Annotated in this window: 18 protein-coding genes and 1 pseudogene; 11 read left to right on the top strand and 8 right to left on the bottom strand. The window is 37.0% G+C overall.

Features of this window, described 5'->3' with window-relative positions:
* Positions 1–249: pseudogene (locus ACFWE9_RS20045) on the top strand (hypothetical protein); the annotation flags it as partial.
* Positions 250–687: 438 nt separating this feature from the next.
* Here ACFWE9_RS20045 and ACFWE9_RS20040 read toward each other — a convergent pair.
* Positions 688–1,425 (bottom strand): IclR family transcriptional regulator, encoded by a 738-nt coding sequence (locus ACFWE9_RS20040; protein ID WP_230159686.1) that lies wholly within the window; start codon positions 1,423–1,425, stop codon positions 688–690.
* 149 nt (positions 1,426–1,574) lie between these two features.
* On the opposite strand from ACFWE9_RS20040, the gene ACFWE9_RS20035 reads away from it, so the two are divergent.
* The 6 genes from ACFWE9_RS20035 to ACFWE9_RS20010 all read left to right on the top strand — a co-directional run bounded on the left by ACFWE9_RS20035 (position 1,575) and on the right by ACFWE9_RS20010 (position 9,602).
* Complete coding sequence (locus ACFWE9_RS20035) at positions 1,575–2,453, top strand: dimethylarginine dimethylaminohydrolase family protein (protein ID WP_377358408.1); 879 nt, start codon at positions 1,575–1,577, stop codon at positions 2,451–2,453.
* 17 nt (positions 2,454–2,470) lie between these two features.
* Positions 2,471–3,232, top strand: a complete 762-nt coding sequence (locus tag ACFWE9_RS20030; protein WP_377358406.1) for a dimethylarginine dimethylaminohydrolase family protein — start codon at positions 2,471–2,473, stop codon at positions 3,230–3,232.
* 128 nt (positions 3,233–3,360) lie between these two features.
* The gene (locus tag ACFWE9_RS20025) at positions 3,361–4,968 is read left to right on the top strand and encodes a M20/M25/M40 family metallo-hydrolase (RefSeq protein ID WP_377358404.1); all 1,608 of its coding nucleotides are present in this window, start codon (positions 3,361–3,363) and stop codon (positions 4,966–4,968) included.
* Positions 4,969–5,601: 633 nt separating this feature from the next.
* Positions 5,602–6,363, top strand: a complete 762-nt coding sequence (locus tag ACFWE9_RS20020) for a dimethylarginine dimethylaminohydrolase family protein (protein WP_230159663.1) — start codon at positions 5,602–5,604, stop codon at positions 6,361–6,363.
* A gap of 28 nt (positions 6,364–6,391) precedes the next feature.
* A complete protein-coding gene (locus ACFWE9_RS20015; RefSeq protein ID WP_230159662.1) occupies positions 6,392–7,828 on the top strand; it encodes an amino acid permease in 1,437 nt (478 codons plus the stop codon).
* A 94-nt stretch (positions 7,829–7,922) separates the two neighbouring features.
* Positions 7,923–9,602: a M20/M25/M40 family metallo-hydrolase gene (locus tag ACFWE9_RS20010; RefSeq protein ID WP_230159659.1), complete on the top strand. Its 1,680-nt coding sequence runs from the start codon at positions 7,923–7,925 to the stop codon at positions 9,600–9,602.
* A 409-nt stretch (positions 9,603–10,011) separates the two neighbouring features.
* On the opposite strand, the gene ACFWE9_RS20005 is transcribed toward ACFWE9_RS20010, so the two are convergent.
* From ACFWE9_RS20005 to ACFWE9_RS19980, 6 genes are all read right to left on the bottom strand, one after another.
* Complete coding sequence (locus tag ACFWE9_RS20005; RefSeq protein ID WP_230159658.1) at positions 10,012–10,629, bottom strand: cell wall hydrolase; 618 nt, start codon at positions 10,627–10,629, stop codon at positions 10,012–10,014.
* A gap of 1,027 nt (positions 10,630–11,656) precedes the next feature.
* A complete protein-coding gene (locus ACFWE9_RS20000) occupies positions 11,657–12,286 on the bottom strand; it encodes a 2OG-Fe(II) oxygenase (protein WP_230159910.1) in 630 nt (209 codons plus the stop codon).
* 404 nt (positions 12,287–12,690) lie between these two features.
* The gene (locus ACFWE9_RS19995) at positions 12,691–13,527 is read right to left on the bottom strand and encodes a TIGR03943 family putative permease subunit (RefSeq protein WP_230159656.1); all 837 of its coding nucleotides are present in this window, start codon (positions 13,525–13,527) and stop codon (positions 12,691–12,693) included.
* 14 nt (positions 13,528–13,541) lie between these two features.
* Positions 13,542–14,396 carry a permease gene (locus tag ACFWE9_RS19990; RefSeq protein WP_230159908.1) on the bottom strand — a complete coding sequence of 285 codons (855 nt, stop codon included), beginning with the start codon at positions 14,394–14,396 and terminating at the stop codon, positions 13,542–13,544.
* Between the two features lie 386 nt (positions 14,397–14,782).
* Complete coding sequence (locus tag ACFWE9_RS19985; protein ID WP_377358412.1) at positions 14,783–15,523, bottom strand: polysaccharide deacetylase family protein; 741 nt, start codon at positions 15,521–15,523, stop codon at positions 14,783–14,785.
* Positions 15,524–15,712: 189 nt separating this feature from the next.
* Complete coding sequence (locus ACFWE9_RS19980) at positions 15,713–16,072, bottom strand: DUF4183 domain-containing protein (RefSeq protein ID WP_377358400.1); 360 nt, start codon at positions 16,070–16,072, stop codon at positions 15,713–15,715.
* A gap of 139 nt (positions 16,073–16,211) precedes the next feature.
* Here ACFWE9_RS19980 and ACFWE9_RS19975 point away from each other — a divergent pair, with 139 nt between their 5' ends.
* Positions 16,212–16,592 (top strand): DUF4183 domain-containing protein, encoded by a 381-nt coding sequence (locus ACFWE9_RS19975; protein ID WP_377358398.1) that lies wholly within the window; start codon positions 16,212–16,214, stop codon positions 16,590–16,592.
* A 199-nt stretch (positions 16,593–16,791) separates the two neighbouring features.
* On the opposite strand, the gene ACFWE9_RS19970 is transcribed toward ACFWE9_RS19975, so the two are convergent.
* Positions 16,792–16,965, bottom strand: coding sequence for an aspartyl-phosphate phosphatase Spo0E family protein (locus ACFWE9_RS19970; RefSeq protein WP_230159654.1), 174 nt, complete (start codon positions 16,963–16,965; stop codon positions 16,792–16,794).
* A 236-nt stretch (positions 16,966–17,201) separates the two neighbouring features.
* Between ACFWE9_RS19970 and ACFWE9_RS19965 the strand changes: the two genes are divergently transcribed.
* From ACFWE9_RS19965 to ACFWE9_RS19955, 3 genes are all read left to right on the top strand, one after another.
* Entirely contained in the window at positions 17,202–17,909 is a 708-nt protein-coding gene (locus ACFWE9_RS19965; RefSeq protein WP_377358396.1) for a cytochrome c biogenesis protein CcdA, read from the top strand.
* Positions 17,910–18,104: 195 nt separating this feature from the next.
* Positions 18,105–18,464: a response regulator gene (locus tag ACFWE9_RS19960; RefSeq protein ID WP_377358410.1), complete on the top strand. Its 360-nt coding sequence runs from the start codon at positions 18,105–18,107 to the stop codon at positions 18,462–18,464.
* Between the two features lie 115 nt (positions 18,465–18,579).
* Positions 18,580–19,056: a CcdC family protein gene (locus ACFWE9_RS19955; protein ID WP_230159651.1), complete on the top strand. Its 477-nt coding sequence runs from the start codon at positions 18,580–18,582 to the stop codon at positions 19,054–19,056.
* Positions 19,057–19,185: the final 129 nt, after the last annotated feature.

Genomic DNA, 19,185 nt, shown 5'->3' with positions numbered 1-19,185 from the left:
GAATTACGTAATGAATTGATAAAAGTAAAAGAAAATATAAGACACAAGTACAATTTTGACTCTACTACTCAATCAAATGATTACAGTAAAAAATTAGGGCTTTCAAAAATGGCGAGTAATAAAGAAATGGTAGCAGAATATAAAAGGTTATTAAAAATAACTCATCCAGACCATGATGGCAACGCAAAGGTATTTCATTACATTAAATCTGATTACGATAATTTTAGAAATAGTACCAAAGGTAAATGATTATACTGTTAAATTCCTAACTTTAATGCAGAATAGGGAAAAGAATGCAAAGGAAAAGCTAATCAGCATTTGGATTTCCAAGATGCCGCATGATAATAAACCTCTAAAAGAATCCGATATCCTTAATAAAAAAACACCCGATTATTCGGGTGCATACTTGCTCATTCCATCTAATTAAATCATGTATTTTTGCAGAATACACTCTCTTATTTTGACTTTTCCTTCACCAATTCTTCCATCATATTTTCATCTTCTTTAGTAGTTTTAGGAATCTCTCTTGAATAAAACACTTTGAACGGCATTCAGAAGTTGTTTGTAGAGTCTATTTTTTTTCATGAGCGATCCCCCTATAACTCCTCACCGTGAAGTAAGTTCACAGGTACTATATTCTATCGTCCACAATTTCAAAAGTTACTTTCTCCAATACAGATAATGAACTTATCCACTATAACCCAATTTTGTGGAAACTCGTTTGCCAGTTTCCATCACATTCTTAATGAGAAAATCAAGCCTGTCTTCTGTCAAGTTAAAGCTGACAAAGCCAATACTCACTGCCCCGTGTACTTCCCCAAAATGGTTCAAGATCGGAACAGCAACAGAAGATGTACCCTCTGTTCTTTCACTGTGACTGATTCCGTATCCCTTCATTTTAGTCTCTTGCAGTGTTTTCCAAAAATCAGGTCTTTCTTGTTTTGGGAGAAGAGCATCTATAATTTTTTCCGCTTGATTATATGGCATAAAGGCGAGCATCACCTTATTAGCAGCTCCAAGATGCATAGAGACACGTGATCCGAGCTGATCATAAACACGGATTTGGTTTTTTTCACTATCGATTCGTTCGATGATAAGTGACTCCAATTCTATTGGCTGACTTAAATAGACGCTTTCCTCTACTATGTTCATAAGTCTTTCCAGTTCAGGTCTTATTTGACTGATGTAATCCATTTTGTCATACATACGCAGACCATATTCGAGCCAAATGTTACCTAAACCATATTGTTTGGATTGTTCGTCTTGTTGAATTAAACCGTGTTTGGACATGGCTTTTAACAAACGATGCATGGAACTAACAGGAAGATCACATTCTTGGGATAGTTCCGTAATAGATAGCCTGTTTTCCGATGAGTTGGAAACTAAAACCTTAATAACGTTCATGGCTCGGTCAATTGATTGCATAAACTTACCACCTATCTTTCATTTACGAGTAACATAAAAAAACTAAAAATTTAAAACATATTGACAGTATACCATAATTAATTTTATAATTTAAGAGAATTTCCTATTAGCGGAATTGTTTTCCGTTATGCGGAAAAAGGAGGAATGTAATGAACTATTGTTCGTCTATGTACAAACCAATGCAACGTGTCATTGTAAAACATCCAAACGACGCTTTTATTAGTCAAGAGCATATAAGCCAAGAATGGAGGAAGTTCAACTATGCAGAAGAGCCAGATTTCAAAGAAACCTTAACAGAGTTTGGTGACTTTATTTCCATTTTGGAGAAATATGTTCCAAACATCGATTATTTACCCGCATCTTCGGAAGTGGGCATGGACTCTTTGTATGCACATGACCCTGTCAAATTCACAAGCGAAGGAGCCATAATTTTAAATTCTGGGAAAGAATTGAGGCAGCCTGAAGCAAATGTATACAAGGAATTTTGTAAGGAAAAGAACATCCCGATCATTGGTGTTTTGACTGGTGATGCTGTCGCTGATGGCGGGGATATCGTTTGGCTTGATGACCGGACACTTGCTGTCGGACATGGCTATCGAACAAACGCTGAAGCGATTCGACAATTAAAAGAAATGACTGCCCATCTTGTCGATGAATTCATCGTTGTCCAGCTTTCGCATGATCAGGGCGAAGGAGAATGTCTCCATCTTATGTCTTTCATCAGCATGGTCGACCATGATTTAGCGGTTGTTCATTCTCGTCTTATGCCAGTCTTTTTAAGAAAACTGCTTATAGAACGTGGCATTCAGCTTATCGAAGTGCCGGATGATGAGTATATGAACCTAGGTTGCAATGTGCTTGCATTAGCCCCGCGTGTTTGTGTAATGTCTAGTGGCAACGCTTACACCAAGCAAAAGCTTCTCGATGCCGGGGCCACAGTATATGAATACAAAGGAAATGAAATCAGTTATAAAGGCACTGGAGGACCCACCTGTTTAACCTGTCCGGTTGTGCGCACAAATATATAAAAATGGGGGAATAAAAGATGTTTAAACATACAATTGTAAAAAAACCAGGAAAAAGTTATGTAAATGGATTAACAACATCCGACTATGGAAAACCAGATTATGAAAAATTATTGGAGCAGCATGCTGCATATGTAGAAGCTTTAAAAAAATGCGGGGTTTCAGTTACAATCTTGGCGGCAAGCGAGGAGTTTGCCGATTCAACATTCGTTGAAGATACCGCTGTTTTGACTCAGGAATTTGCCGTCATCACTAATCCGGGAGCTGATACAAGAAACGGTGAAATAAAAGAAATGGAGTCCGTTCTGAAGGATTTCTATAAAAAGTTTCACTATATAAACGCTCCAGGCACATTAGATGGAGGAGATGTCCTTCAAGTCGAAGAGCATTTTTATATTGGTATTTCCGATCGTACAAATGAGGAAGGTGCCCGCCAGTTAAAGGAAATCTTAGAATCTGAAGGCTATAAAGGGACGATTGTTCCTTTAAAAGAGTTCTTCCATCTGAAAACAGGAGTTGCCTACCTTGGCAATAACTTAATTGTAGCTGCAGGTGAATTTATCAATCATCCAGATTTTGCACAATACAAGAAAATAACGGTTTCAGCAAAAGACGAATACTCAGCAAACTGTATCCTCGTAAATGACTATGTGATTATTCCAAAGGGATATGAAGAAACGAAACGTAAAATGAATGATGCTGGTTATAAAACGATTGAACTTGAAATGTCGGAAGTCCAAAAACAAGACGGTGGATTGAGCTGCCTGTCACTGCGCTTTTAAAAATCAGAAAATTGAGAGAAATGGAAGGTGGTTCGTCCTATGCTGGGATGAATGAACAAATCATTTCATTATGATCTTGAATCTTTCAAGACTACTCATACATTTGTTTAATCCGGAAGGTGAATTCAATGAGTCAATTACTATGGGGTAGCCAGAAAACGCTTCGTGCTTTGTTATGCGAACTAGTTAGTTGGGAAAGCCGTACACATACAGAAGGGGAACACACATTCCCTTATAAAGTTCAAGAGAAATTAAGTGAACTTGATTATTTTAAAAAGAATCCAGAGCACTTATCACTTCACAAAGCTGATCTGGGGAGGAATTTTGTCAATGCCTTTTACAAACATCCTGAAGCAAAGGAGACAGTTGTATTAATTAGCCACTTTGATACGGTTCAGACTGAAGAATACGGCGATCTAGAGACTCTTGCTTTTCAACCGGAGGAGCTCACAAAGAAACTTCATGATCGAAAAGATGATTTACCGGAAGAAGCGCGCATTGATCTCGAATCGGGAAAGTACTTGTTTGGAAGAGGAACAATGGATATGAAAATGGGGCTTGCCCTTCATATGTCTCTCATTGAAAAAGCAAGTACCGAGCAATGGTCGATCAATTTGCTGCTGTTAACCGTCCCTGATGAGGAAGTGAATTCCGCGGGAATGAGAGCGGCAGTTAAAGAACTTGTGAATTTACGTGATAAATATGATCTTTCTTATAAAATGTTTATTAATAGTGAACCATCTTTTTCACAGAAACCGGGGGATGATAGACATTATATTTATTCTGGAACGATGGGGAAAATCATGCCGGCTGCTCTTTTTTATGGGAAAGAAACTCACGTAGGTGAACCATTAAAGGGAATAACAGCCAACTATATTTCCACGTTCCTTACGCAGCTCATGGAGTGGAACCCTCTGTTTCAGGAAAGTGACCTTGGAGAGAAAACACCTTTACCCGTATCGCTCCAGCAAAAAGATTTGAAATTACAATATTCAACACAGACGCCTTATCGTGCAGCAGCGCTTTATAATGTTTTCCTTATGAAAAGAAGTGCAGCTGAAATTATGAATTTATTCGAACAGGTTTCACAGGAAGCGGCACACATGTGCAATGATTCATATAAAGCTCTTTGCCGACGAGAACAAATTGAAGGTGTAGGCGAAGTGAAAGTGTTGCGCTACGAAAAATTACTTTCTTATGCAGAGGGAAAACTTGGTGGGAATTTTGTTGAGAAAATAAAGAGTGAAGTCCAAGGAAACATGGATTGGGATGAGCGGGATAAATCACTCCGAATCGCTGACAAATTGATGATTCAATGTCAGGAACTTGCACCGGCCATCGTATTGCTTTTTGCGCCGCCATATTATCCGGCGGTCAATGCGTCCGATGACCCGCTTATCATCGATTCTGTTCAATTAATAAAGGAAACCGCCGGCAAGTTTGATGTAGAAGTCAGCCAAATTCATTATTTTAATGGCCTTTGCGATTTAAGCTATGTTCAATATAGTGATGAGGCTGACGGCTGGACGGCTTTTGAACGGAATACGCCAGTCTGGGGCGATACTTACAGCATTCCTTTCGCTGATATGCTTCAACTTCAAGCGCCAGTGCTCAATGTCGGACCGTTTGGAAAAGATGCCCACCAGCGTACTGAGCGCCTTCACATCGATAGTGCCTTTGTTCATACTCCTATTATGCTGGAGAGCTTAATGAAGAGTTTGGTTGAGCAGTTATAAAGGCACCCTATCATTTCTGTAAGGTTTTCGGAAGAATCTAGATTAAACGATGCCAACGTAGGATTTGATTCTCTAACACACAAGATTGAGTGAAAGCTAAACCCGGAATAACAATACTTATGAATCCATAACATTAGCAAATTACTTAAAAAGTAAAGAAAAACCTATTTTAAGTGTGATAACCGGTACAGGAAGATTTGAAGGAGGATATGTCTATTGACGGATGAGTGCACTCTGCCTGCAGCAAGAGGGGATCTGACCAATGATGAAGCGATTAGACAATTGAAAGTAATTTCGTCACCTAGTTAGAAAGTAATCATGCTTCCTCTTCTTCATGGAAAGGGTGCGTTGTCTATTCTCCTCTCAAGCCTGTATGGGGAAACTGCAGCTGAATAGAGGAACCAATCCAATTGAAGTTTCAGATAACGAAAAGAAACAATAAGTTGCCGTGTGTTATCTACTACATTAAGAAGATGTAATATGCTTGCTGGAAAACCATTACATAAAACGGATTGAACAGCATCTCGTGAAAGAAACAAATAGGAAGGAACAGAAATTTCATTTAAATGTACGGGGGGTCCATTTAATACACATCCCTTATTTTAAAAGTTCACTATATTAGGAGGAATATATATGTTTAAACAGGCGATTGTACGAAAGATAGGAAAAAGTTTTGTAAATGGATTAACTACATCCGATTTAGGAACCCCAAATTATGATAAAGCGCTTGGACAGCACGTCGCTTATGTAAAAGCCTTAAAACGCTGTGGTGTGAAAGTGACCGTACTCGAAATGGATGAAAACTTCCCTGATTCAACATTTGTAGAAGATACGGCGGTGTTGACGCCAAAATGTGCCCTTATAACCAATCCTGGTGCAGAAAGCCGAAATGGTGAAATTATTGAAATGAAAGAAGTATTAAAGGACTTTTATGACACAATTGAATATATTCAATCCCCTGGAATGTTAGATGGCGGAGATGTTATGCAAGTTGAAGATCGTTTTTATGTCGGCCTTTCTACCAGAACCAATGAAGCTGGAGCTCTGCAGTTTAAAGAGATTATGGGTAAATATGGATGTGATACGACCGTTATTCCTCTTAAGAAATTCTTTCACCTAAAAACAGGAGTAAATTATTTAGGCGACAATAATTTATTAGTGGCTGGAGAATTCATCAATCACGAGGCTTTTACTAGCTATAATCGAATCGTTGTAACAGAGGAAGAAGAATATGCGGGTAATTGCATCCGGATGAACGACTACGTTATTATCCCGAAAGGATTTGAGGGAACTAAGAAAAAGATTGAAGATGTGGGATACACGGTGATTGAAGTGGAAATGTCAGAATTCCAAAAACAAGATGGCGGTCTTAGTTGTCTTTCTTTGAGATTCTAAGGTAAGTAGGGAGAAGAAGGAATAAGGGATGAGAAAAGGACGTGATAATATGGGAAATGTTCTGGAGAACAATGATCAACTGCAACGCTCTATGAAAAGCCGTCATTTATTTATGCTTTCACTCGGTGGTGTTATTGGTACAGGCCTTTTTTTAAATGCAGGCTATACAATTAATCAAGCAGGTGCCGGAGGAGCTCTGGTGGGTTATTTAGCCGGTGGTCTTATTTTGTATATGGTAATGGTCTGTTTAGGCGAGCTTGCCGTTCATATGCCGGTTACAGGATCATTCCAAAAATATGCTGCTGATTATATTGGACCTTCCGCTGGTTTTTCGCTTGGATGGATGTATTTCGTCGGTTCAGCCGCAACTGCAGGAGTTGAGTTTACCGCTGCAGGAATATTGATGAAACAATGGTTCCCTCATGTTCCTACCTGGATTTGGTGTGCTGTGTTCATTGTACTTTTATTTACATTGAATGCATTAACAACAAGGGGTTTTGCAGAGGCGGAATATTGGTTCGCTGGAATAAAAATCGTTGCAGTAATCTTGTTTATCATCATTGGAATCGCGGGCATCTTTGGCTTTGTCTCTTTCTCAGATCGTCCAACCCCATTCTTGGATAATCTGGCTCCTACAGGCCTTTTTCCAGCAGGGGGTATTGCCATTGTCTTTGTCACAATGATGAATGTAATATTTTCTTATCAAGGCTCAGAACTAATAGGAATTGCAGCAGGGGAAAGTGAAAATCCTGAAAAGAACATCCCTAGGGCCATTCGAAATGTAATTTTTAGAATCATTGTATTCTACATTGCGTCTATCATTATTCTTTCTGCCATATTCCCTTCTTCTGAATTGGGTTTATTAGAAAGTCCCTTTGTCACTTTAATGAAGATAGCGGGGGTTCCGTATGCAGCAGGTATCATGAATTTCATTATTTTGACCGCTATACTTTCTGTTGGGAATTCATGTCTTTATGCATCTTCACGTTTACTTTGGTCGATGGCACATGATGGAATGGCACCCAAGATGTTTGGTATTTTGACTAAGCGAAAAGTGCCGTTGAATGCTCTGTTATTTACCATAACTTTTTCACTTTTGTCGTTATTAACTAGCTTTATTGCTGCTGATACTGTGTTCGTATTACTAATGTCTATTGCGGGTATTTCCGTTACAATCTCATGGATGGGAATTGCTTTATCACAATATATGTTTCGAAGGAAGTTTATAAAAGCGGGTGGGAAATCGGAAGAATTACATTTCAAAGTACCTTTTTATCCATTTGTCCCATTGTTTTGTATAAGTTTTTGCTTGCTGATTCTAGTATTCCTTGCTTTTGACCCCACTCAACGAGTTGGATTATTTTATGGGATAGGATTTTTGGTAGCCTGTATATTATTCTATAAATGTATACTGGCAAAGAAAGAGGAGTCAAAAAATGATAGTAGTAAAGAAAAAATAATATAGTAATGACGATTCTGTTGATTACCCAATATTATAAGTCTTAAGCTAGATAAAAAGAGAAAGCGTTTCCATAATGATGAATATGAGGAGTGAGGGTGTGTATCATCAATTACAGAAAAAAGATATACCTGGACAGGTTGAATTTTTGACGCGACACCTAGTGGGAATTCAAAGCATTAATGGGACAGAAGGTGAAAGTGCTGTAGCAGATTTTATTAAAGAAGTTCTTCAAAGCTTTCCTTACTTTAAACAAAACCCTGGTTTTGTATGGGAACAGCCTGTTCCAAATGATACGGTTGGAAGGAAAAATATCTTTGCTCTCGTACGAGGAAAGAAAGCGTCCGATAAGACCGTTATTTTTCACTCTCATATTGACACGGTAGGAATTGAGGACTTCGGTCATTTAAAATCTGATGCTGTAAATCCTGATGTTTTGGAATCGTTTTTTTCCACATACGAGTTAGACAGCGACGTGCAAGCAGATGCTCAATCTGGGGATTGGATGTTTGGAAGAGGCTCTGTCGACATGAAGAGCGGAGCTGCAGTACACCTCGCTAATGTTTTGTATTTCACCGAACATTTAGATGAGCTATCAGGCAATATCCTTTTGATGATGAATCCTGACGAGGAAAGCCAGCATAAAGGTATTATTACGGCCATCCCAGAATTGAAAAGGTTAAAAGAAGTGTACGATTTGGATTACGTATCAGCCATTAATAATGATTTTATCACCCCTCTTTATGAAGGTGATCCTCACCGCTATATTTATACAGGAGCAGCCGGGAAGCTTCTACCAAGCTTTTATGTATATGGGCGCGAGTCTCATGTAGGCGATACGCTTTCAAGCATTGACCCGAACTTTGTTGCGGCAGAAATCACACGCCGTATCCATAACAATTTAGAGCTGGCAGAAAATATTGAAGGCGAACTGACACTGCCGCCAACATGCTTGCAGCAGCGTGATAATAAAGAGTTTTATACGGTACAGACTGCGACAAGCAGTTATTTATACTTTAATTATTTTCTTTATGAATCAACAGCTAAAGAAGTGATGGATAAGCTTACGGCTATCACAAGAGAAGCCTGTATAGAAGCTGAGTATTATTTATTTAAACAGTACCAGGAATTTCTCAAGCGTTCGTGTTTACCAGGAAAGGAACTTTCTTGGTACATCGAAGTCACGAGTTTAGCGGATTTTATAAAAGAGCTGGAAAGCAAAGGACTTCCTGCTGCTAGAACGGCAAAAGAAGTGCAAAATGAACATCAGCATATGGAACCAAGAAAACGTTGCTTTAAAATCGTGGAAGCACTGCAAAATCTAGATCCGAATAAAAAGCCAAGGGTCATCATTTTCTTTGCTCCGCCTTATTTACCGCACAATTATTTGAATGAAGAAAATGACCGTGATGCAAAGCTTCTGCAATCCATCAAAGAAGTATTAGCGGAAACGGAACAACAAACCGGTGAACAATTTGCCTTGAAAAAGTTTTTCCCTTATTTGGCAGATGGCAGCTTTCTTTCCCTGCATGAAACGGATGAAGAAATCAGTTCTTTGACTAATAATTTTCCGGAATGGGAATCGATTTACCCAGTCCCAATTAAAGGCATTCGTGAACTGAATATCGCTTCAGTGAACATGGGCGTTTACGGGAAAGACGGTCATAAGTGGACGGAGCGAGTCTATAAACCGTATACGTTCCATGTACTTCCTGAACTCATCCGCAAAACAGCTATTAAACTATTGGAACAGGAAGAAAACACGCTGTTGAGTGTTTGACATTATTCCTGCTGCTACCTATATTCTTTCGGGGAGTGACAGGCATTTATGGACATCCACTAGAATGATCATATTATGACTCATCCACCATTTATGAATAGTGAGTGGTTCAGTAGCTATAAATCTTTTTGTTTTTTTGAACTTAGTTACAGGGGCAGCGTCACAAGCCCCATCAAGATAACAGGGTGGACCACTCAAAATGTTAAAATGAACATTTCTATATCAACGAGATGAAAAAAATTTCGTTTTGGGGGTTATCCATTTTCTTAGGTTGATGGCTATGAGGGACGCCAAAAAGGTCGGGCAAATACTGCCCGACCATTCAACTACACCCCACGAAATAGTTAATTGGGATAATGATCATTCGAAACTATAAAAATATAATGGCAATATGTATGTAGATTAGTTTTTACTTTGCAAATAAGTGGTTGCCTATTTTAATGACCTTTTCCCTAGTGAAAATCCATTCATCTGTTGCCAAGTGTGGATTATAATAATAAACAGAACCCATAGTAGGATCCCAACCTTTTAATGCATCAATAACAGCTTGATAAGAATAGCTGTTTGGGGTCAAATAATATTGGCCATCATGTATAGCTGTAAAAGCATTTGTCTGAAAAATAACATCGTAAGTATTTTTAGGAAAACCCGGTGTTGACATTCGATTCAAAATTACTGCAGCGACAGCAACTTTTCCTTCATAAGTTTCTCCTCGAGCTTCTCCATGAACAACCCTGGCCATCATTTCAATACCATTTACCTTTTGTTGTGTTTGTAATCCAAAAATTCCATCTGGTAATAGTCCAGCATCTAATTGAAGTTGTTTCACAGCATGATCAGTAATTGAACCATAATATCCTGTTGGTTGGCTTTTAAAGTAACCCATTTTCTTTAACTTTTCTTGTAGGTCATAAACTGTTTGTCCTTGACTTCCATTGTGTAAAATTTCTTGAGCAAAGATTGAATTGGGTATGAAAAACAAGAAACAAATGAAAACAAAAACCGACATTTTTACATTTAACTTCAAATAATGCCACATCCTTCGATTAATTTTGCTACCATTCTACTTTATCATACATAGAAAATAGATTTATCTTACAATAGTTCTATTTTTAACCTAATATAGAATTAATTTTCAGACGGTTGAATTTGTTGATAAAAAGAGAATGAATCTACTAAAATGGAAGTTTTTCATGGAACCAGGACCTATAATCAAAAATGATTTCCTATCGTTGCAGTATCATGCTCTAGAGAAGCTATTACGTACAAGTAAGCGGACAATTATTAAACCTGTAACAAATGGAGGAATTTCTTTGATGAAAAGACTTGGTTTTGAGGAGTTTTAATTCAGGCCGAAGGGCTTGCAGATTGGTTTAAAAAGGGAATTGAAAAACCCCGGACAAATAGCCGGGAATGGGTATAATGGTGTTTGGGTTATATTATTGCGCATAGGTCGAAGTTGGGCTAACTAACATTTTGGTACTCATTATTTTGGCATAGAAGGAAGAGGGGGTAGGCCTCATTGCTCACTTTGGTTGCGTGTATGATAATGATTGTATTGATCCATTCATGCTAAAAAAAATGATGGTAACCACGTACCATATCAAGACTGTCTAACAACAAAATTAGCGATGTTCCAATTTATTGAAGGATGTATAACAGAAAAAGAATTCATAGTAGTTTGGGGCCCAAATCCTACAAGGTGATTGTTTGGAATAGGGCTTTCTTAATATTAACTTTTGTGTCCAAAATAATGACTCAAATCCAATCTGGACATTTTTTCATACATTCGAATATGTAATCCATTTTCAAAACGGAATTATGATGAGCACGACACTCTTGAGTTCAAAATTCAAAGAGCGCTCTGAATAGTCGACTTTCTTCTAATATTAAAAGATAGGGGAGGCCATTAAAAAGAATGTCGATATTTTGTGAATTTTTTGTCTCCGACCTCATTCCTAAATGATAATAACAAATATAATGGATTGGAGGGGACAGTTATTTGGAAAGAATACTCTAATTTACCGTTTTGAACATTGAATGTCTATCAGTTGCTACTTTTTTTGTCTTCTCATCCATTGTGTTGCAACCCATTTTTCTTCATTAATTACTGGCGCTCCACCATGTAAAGTTAGCTCGTTTATGTGATTATCGTTATAGAAATATTCGAAATACACTGCCATCCCTTTTTTGGGGGATACAGAAAAATTCAGTTTAGGAAAAAACGTTTCTCCTCCATGCTCTACATCATTTAAGTACATGACAATTGTGCTAATTCTATTATTTTTGGTCTCTTTACTTGTAAAAAAATCAAAATGGGCTTTATACTCTTGACCTGGAGAATATTTAAGAATTTGAATCCCATCCCCATGTTCAATGGGTATATTCATTATAGATGATATTCTTTTTTCAATTCTGGTAATGATATCACTTTCATTTTCTTGAAAAAACATACCACTACTTGTTCTTATCTCATTTACTTCATGGGAATCTCCAATTTTAGAACGATGCAATTTGTCTTTTGACAATCTAATTAGTTCGTCACATTCTTCGTCACTCAAAACGCTTCCTAAAACTACTATTAGTGGTTCTTCTAATCTGGCAATGATATTAATTTCTCTATCTTCTGTTATGATTCTATTTCCAACATGGTTAAAAATAGTTTGTTCTTTACTAATATTCATTGTCAATTTTCATCGACTCCCAAAGGTTTCAATTTTCAGAATGCGGTTATCTATGATGATTATATCATGAACCTCTCGTAATATACCTGTTCTGTATTCAGCTAACAGGTACAATCAAATAAAAAGGCCGACCAGTAAATATTACTGGTTGACCTTTTTAAGAGAATTTATTATATGAGCAGCCGAGGTAAGACATACGGTGTATGGGGCATGTAACAAGCGAAGCTATAAAACAAGCCCATCCTTAAAGATGGGCGCTTTGAATTTAGTATTAAAGTTTAAGACATTATGCATCTTCAAAAAAATTTCCTCGATAAACCAACAACGTAATCTCTCAAGCTATGGTTACGTGCAATCATTTGAATGTCTGCAGGATATATAGTTACCTCGTAATGAATAGTTCTTTAATATTTTCTATAAACATAAGGATCATCGGGCTCAACGGTTTTGGTCTGTGATGTTACTTTGAGTATAGGAATGGTTTTCTTAAATGGCTGATAATAAATGGTTTCTAGTTTACCTGTCACGGAATACCACTCATCATTTTTAGGATGCATTCCTTCCGGAAATTCAATTAGCATACCGAATACCCCAGAGTCCGCGACACAATGGATGACCCCAAAGCGAAACAGAAATACCTGGTTTTTAGATAAATCCTTTGAATTGTAGGAAAATCCAGTTAACGTAATGTTTTTACCTGTGAACTTTCCAGGAGAATAATAGATGGCTTCCAAATCTTTAAGGTAGTTGTTGTCGGTTAAATGCAGGCTATCACGTTTTACTAAGCTGTTTAGAGACTCATCCATTAAAGTTAAATAGTCATCCTTACCATAATATAAACTTGTATCAGGTTGCAGAAATTGATGCTGGCTATATTCATCTGTGTCATCGTATACGGGGAAATGAAATCCTTTCTTCTCTACGATATTCGAATCCATTGTGGCAACAGGCAAAAAGAGGCCGGTATAAATGGGAATCAAAAATAGCGAGTAAGTAAGGACTTTTTTCCATCTTTTGTTTTCTTTTGAATGATCATGCCCGCAATGACAATCATCACACTCTTTTTTATCATCTTCTTTAATATATAAGTAGGAACCCATTAACGTAAAAATAGCTAATATATAGATAGCAATCTGTGAAACATAAGAATATTCCATATTAATGTATTTCGATATATTCCCTGAGGCGTGTAAATGCATGAATAAAAAAGTAAGTCCAAGTAATATGAATAAACGTCCCATATAAAACACCCTCTTTAAGAAATGAACAATAAAGTTAAGCCTAGTACGGAAATAAAAATATAAGCCATCAAACATAAAACAAATTTTGTTTTGAATGTACCTAAAAGCATGATCGTATTTTTAATATCGAACATGGCCCCAAATACAAGAAACGCAACGATTGAAGAAGTCGAGAAGGTGCTTCTAAAAGAACTCGCAACAAAGGCGTCTGCTTGGGAACACAAGGACATCACATAAGACAGTGCCATCATAACTACATTCCCGGATAAATTTCCTTGACCAATCTCAAGCAAGAGGGATGTTTTCAAAAAGGTTTGAATGGCAGCTGCCAATAGTGCGCCAATTATTAAGTACTTTCCAACAGAAAAGAACTCTTCAATCGAGTGTTTAAACATTCCTGTTATTTTGTCTTTAACCGTATGGGAATGGTGATTGGTATGTCCGATAAGTTCATGTTTAAGTTGATTTGTCTTAAATTGGAAAGAGAGTATACACGCAATGATTAAGACGACCAAGAGTGCTATTCCGCCACGATAGATAACCATGCTCCAGTTATTCCCAAATGCAATATAGGTGGAAAACAGAACAATCGGATTCAGAATAGGTGCAGAAAGCATAAAGGCAATGGCAGCTGAAAGTGGAACGCCTTTAGCAATCAAACGGCGGGTAATCGGGACTATCCCGCACTCACATGCAAGAAAAAAGACCCCAGCAAATATTGCGAATAAAACAGATAAGATCGGATTTTTCGGTATAACCTTTGCTATCATTTCTTCTGACACAAAAATTTGGATGATTCCAGATATAAGGACTCCCAATAGAATGAAGGGAAGGGATTCAATTAGGATGCTAATAAATATCGTATTCATTTGTAAAAGTGCCTGAACGTTCAAATCATAAACCGCCTTCCATATAGCTGACTTAACTATACTAGTTTCGTAATAGAAGGAAGTCAATTTATTATTACTGGGAGTAATAGGATGGAAGTTAAATGAACAAGGGATAGGCTTAAATGGAAGGTTAAGTGAAGAATTCCGGAGAGATGAAAGAACGGCAATTACGATACAGGAATAAATGACTGGAAAGTCGTAATATGTAATTCGGATAGCCCCATTATTGTTTTTCGTGATCCTTTTCAGAAGCGAGAGCTTGAGGAGGACCTGATCGTCCATCGATAGGTCCAATTATATGCCGCCTAAATGAATGATTTTGGAATGAACTTCTGGTAAATAAAAAAGCTCTTTTACGATCATGCTCATTCAACAGGGAAGGTTCTGAAAAATCCGGGTATGCTTACGTTGGAACGAAATATTAGATCAGATACCGTAACACATTCATAGCCGTTTTTATACAAATAATCCAATGTCGTTTCTAATGCTTTTACTGTTTGGGGACGATCACTCCAATCGTGCAGGAGAATGATATCACCAGCTCGTAACGAATTGATTATATGAGTGGAGATTTTATTTGGTGCCGGTCTTTTCCAGTCTTGGGGATCTTGATGCCAGGACCACAGAATAACCTTATATCCTTTTTTGACTGCTGTATTAATGATTATATCGTTATGAAGTCCGCCTACAGGACGATATAGGGATGGTTTGTATTTGGCAATGTCCCAAATCACTTTATCTGTTTGATCTAATTCAGAGGATAATAACTCGGCTGTCATATTTTTATTGTAATAATGATGATAGGTGTGGTTAGCAATTTCATGACCTTCTTTTATTTCTCTCATTAGAATGCCAGGATTACTTTTCACTTTATTACCTGAAACAAAAAAGGTTGCTTTGGCATTATATTTAGCTAATATATCCAGGATTTGAGGTGTGTAGGAAGGGTGTGGTCCATCATCAAAAGTTATGGCTACGATTTTTTCTTTTGTATGCCCTTCCCAAATAACATTTCCTGTTTTTTCGTATGCTTCTCGACTGGAAGTTGTGGCCTGAATATATGGAGTGTCACAAAATAAAAAAAGAATAAAAACTGAAAAAGTCATGATTAAGGTTTTCAAACTAATGCCCTCCTGTACATGTATATACGACATAGTATATGGAGTTCAACTTTATTTATTAAAGACGTTCAACATATCAGCCCATTTATTAAAGGATTACTTGTCGGTTATTTTTTGTATTACAAGAAAGTGCAGGATTCAAACGTTTCCTGATCGCTTATTGAGGGAAGATGTTTAAATAATGAACATTTGCAATATGATAGGTGTCCCTTTTATTGGTGTATCAACCGTATTCAATTTAAGCTTTCCCTTTTCAACCGTGTAATTAGCATGAGGCTGTAAAACGCCATTTATAAATAAATTCATAAAGGAAGTATTTGAGGGATTAAGTATTGTCTGATTACCTATGTCTGTAATTCCGTCTTTCTCTTCAAATATTCGTTGGCAGCCATTTGCAATAGCATAAAATTCGCAAGCAACAATGCTTCTCGGAATCCTTATGCGAATTTCTTGGGGAGAGCACTTAGGGAAAAACAACAAAGGTCTCGGGATTTGGGTATCCGTTTTAATAAAACGGCAATTTTCATGATCCATTTTTAAACTCTCCCCCTTTTTCTTAACTCCTTATCTATTTTATAAAAAGTGCAGATTATCGGTGAGGACCATTTTTGGATTTAGTCTATACAATTCCATTCATGAAGTCATAGCATGAAAGAGAAGAGAGGTGAATATATTGCCGTTAAAAATAATGAAATTAGCCCTGGAGGCCACCTCGGTGATCAATGTAAATCCACTTGTCACCCGATTTTTTTATGAGGTACCCGCTGCATTGGATGGTCCAACGACACTTTCCATTGATGCAGCAAGTTTTTGGTCGGATACAGGCGCTCCTGCTACTGCGTTGCCTGTATTAAGTACTGAAAACAGCTCATTTGAAGTGTTTATTAATGGTGTTCTGCAAATGGAGGATATATCCACATACACTCCAGGGGCCACTGGAGTAGGAAGTCTTCTAATCACTGTTCCAGCCGGTTCCTCCATTATAGCTGGATCTCCGGTAACTCTTGTCGTGACTAACTATGCACCGACATCCGATGTTGATATTGTTACGTGATCGTTGTATGTCATCTTAAATAAAAAGATGAAGACAGGCAGTGCCGAAAGGAATTGCCTGTTTTTTTATATGAGGGTTTGTCATTTTTATTATCATTCACATTATGGAAGGATTTAGAAAAAGGGAGATTGACTGTCAAAAGTAAGCATATAATGACAGAGGTGAGATCAATGGGAGATAAACTGGTAAGAAATCAGGATTAAAAATCTGTACCAGTTTTATAAAAAAGTTCATTATATTTATTTAATAAATGATCAAGCTGCTGGCTATATTCAACTGCTACACGGGAGTTTAAACCATCTTTAGCGACAATTTTGATTAGCTCATTTCTCTTTAATTCAATCTGTTCGAGAAATTCATTCTCTTTAGCCATTTTATTTCCTTTCTTACCCCAACATTTTTTCAAGGTACCTTTTTAATGAGTGTTAGTTGTAAAATCTGTATGAATATAACAATTATATCGGCTTGGACTTATGAATTCAAATAAGTTCACTTTAATAAAACTTAGGCACGATTCTTTGTCATCAATTATTCAAAGTTCCATAAATGTATTTTTTTATCTTATTTGTTACAATGTTTATAGTTTGACATACATAGGGGTGAGCTTATTTGAATGATATAAACATATTTTTAGCTTTTGGGGCAGGCTTTTTGAGTTTTATTTCTCCGTGTTGCTTACCGCTATATCCAGCTTTCTTATCTTATATCACTGGTATGAGTGTTGGAGAAATCAAATCCGAGAACGCCATGCTCCAAAGGAGAAGTATGCTGCATACTTTATTCTTCCTTCTTGGATTTTCATTGGTTTTTATTGCAATAGGTTTTAGTACAACCTTTCTAGGTTCTTTTTTCTCGGATTACAAAGAATTAATTCGTCAAATTGGTGCCATTTTAATTATCATTTTTGGATTATTCATTGTAGGGATATTTCAGCCGAAATCTTTGATGAAAGATAGTCGGTTTGAATTTAAAAACCGACCTAGCGGCTATGTAGGTTCCATTCTTATCGGTCTTGCTTTTGCTGCTGGATGGACACCTTGTGCAGGTCCACTATTAGGTGCCGTCATCTCTTTAGGTGCAACAAATCCTGGGGCTGCGATGAGCTATATGACTGCCTATATATTAGGTTTTGCCATACCGTTTTTCATTTTATCCTTCTTTGTGGGAAAATTGAAATGGATCAAAAAATACAGCCAATACATTATGAAGATTGGCGGATATTTAATGATTGTAATGGGTATCATTTTGTTTTTTAATTGGATGACCAAGATAATTGCAGTCCTATCTAGACTATTCGGTGGCTTTACAGGATTTTAGTGCATAATAAGACATTTATTGAAAAATATTCTAGCTGGATGATTTTCGAAACTTTTTACCCTGTTTTTTTGTTCGTTCCTATGTTAACGCTATTGATTTTGAGTCTAAAGTCACGTATTCTACATATGATAAAAGTCAATACATTTCTAATGATAGGTTTTGCAGTGCTATTGTTTGAAATGAGGAGGAACGGACATTGCCCGAATATTAATAGTTGATGATGCCAAGTTTATGAGAATGACACTTTCAAATATTTTATCAAAAGTAGGACATTTTGTGATTGGTGAAGCTGAGAATGGAAAAGAAGCGGTTGATTTATATCGAAATCTGAATCCTGACTTGGTGAAAAGGGATATAACGAAACCAGTATTGAGCGGTCTGGATGCGGTTAAAGAAATTAAAAAGGAATTTCCATTTGCAACGGTTATAATGTGTTCTGCAATGGGGCAGCAAAAAATGGTTGTCGAAGCAATTGAAGCCGGGGCAAAAGATTTTATCGTTAAGCCTTTTGACGAAATCAGAGTACTGGATGCCATCCATAGGGCACTTAATTAAAAACGCTCTCCTTGTTTATCTTAAATAGGTACTATATACTTTGTTTATTAATGGAAGTCATATATAATTTTTTATGGTACTTACCTATTTTTAGTTAAAAAGGGATGGTTATGGAATGATATATATATCAACAGGTATAGCGATTGTGATGGCTATGGGTGTATTCATGTTAAGGATGAAGGAAACAAAAAAACCAGTGAATGAAAAGAAAATCATCTTACCACCGCTGTTCATGAGTACAGGTGCTTTAATGTTCATTTTCCCAATGTTCCGGGTAACTCGATACGAATTTTTGGAGGCACTTGTTGCAGGGATGTTATTTTCCATCCTATTAATAAAAACTTCAAAATTCGAAGTTCGAGAAGATAAAATTTATATTCTTCGTTCTAAAGCGTTTATATTCATTCTGATTGGGCTCATGGTGATTCGGCTCGTAGCGAAACTGATGCTTGGTAGCACAATTGAAATTGGCGTCTTAAGTGGAATGTTTTTCTTACTTGCTTTTGCAATGATCGTTCCATGGAGAATCGCCATGCTATACCAATACAAAAAGGTTAAAGCCGCTAGTTTCAGCGGAAGTAATTTGGTGTGAGGGATAACTTTTGTAACCTGAGTCGATATTTATGATGACTCAGGTTTTTTCATTTGTCTGGAACGTTTCATGCTAATGATCACTTTTTTTGATTAAAAACCTAGTATTTACATAAGAATTATATTATAT

Source organism: Peribacillus sp. NPDC060253, assembly GCF_042727425.1.
Lineage (GTDB): Bacteria > Bacillota > Bacilli > Bacillales > DSM-1321 > Peribacillus.
This window is presented reverse-complemented; position numbering and strand designations above follow the sequence as displayed.

Bases quoted from the DNA above. Each gene is read 5' to 3' on its own strand.
- ACFWE9_RS20040 (WP_230159686.1), bottom strand. From the start codon at position 1,425: ATGCAATCAATTGACCGAGCCATGAACGTTATTAAGGTTTTAGTTTCC.
- ACFWE9_RS20035 (WP_377358408.1), top strand. From the start codon at position 1,575: ATGAACTATTGTTCGTCTATGTACAAACCAATGCAACGTGTCATTGTA.
- ACFWE9_RS20030 (WP_377358406.1), top strand. From the start codon at position 2,471: ATGTTTAAACATACAATTGTAAAAAAACCAGGAAAAAGTTATGTAAAT.
- ACFWE9_RS20025 (WP_377358404.1), top strand. From the start codon at position 3,361: ATGAGTCAATTACTATGGGGTAGCCAGAAAACGCTTCGTGCTTTGTTA.
- ACFWE9_RS20020 (WP_230159663.1), top strand. From the start codon at position 5,602: ATGTTTAAACAGGCGATTGTACGAAAGATAGGAAAAAGTTTTGTAAAT.
- ACFWE9_RS20015 (WP_230159662.1), top strand. From the start codon at position 6,392: ATGAGAAAAGGACGTGATAATATGGGAAATGTTCTGGAGAACAATGAT.
- ACFWE9_RS20000 (WP_230159910.1), bottom strand. From the start codon at position 12,286: ATGAATATTAGTAAAGAACAAACTATTTTTAACCATGTTGGAAATAGA.
- ACFWE9_RS19995 (WP_230159656.1), bottom strand. From the start codon at position 13,527: ATGGGACGTTTATTCATATTACTTGGACTTACTTTTTTATTCATGCAT.
- ACFWE9_RS19990 (WP_230159908.1), bottom strand. From the start codon at position 14,396: ATGAATACGATATTTATTAGCATCCTAATTGAATCCCTTCCCTTCATT.
- ACFWE9_RS19985 (WP_377358412.1), bottom strand. From the start codon at position 15,523: ATGACTTTTTCAGTTTTTATTCTTTTTTTATTTTGTGACACTCCATAT.
- ACFWE9_RS19980 (WP_377358400.1), bottom strand. From the start codon at position 16,072: ATGGATCATGAAAATTGCCGTTTTATTAAAACGGATACCCAAATCCCG.
- ACFWE9_RS19970 (WP_230159654.1), bottom strand. From the start codon at position 16,965: ATGGCTAAAGAGAATGAATTTCTCGAACAGATTGAATTAAAGAGAAAT.
- ACFWE9_RS19955 (WP_230159651.1), top strand. From the start codon at position 18,580: ATGATATATATATCAACAGGTATAGCGATTGTGATGGCTATGGGTGTA.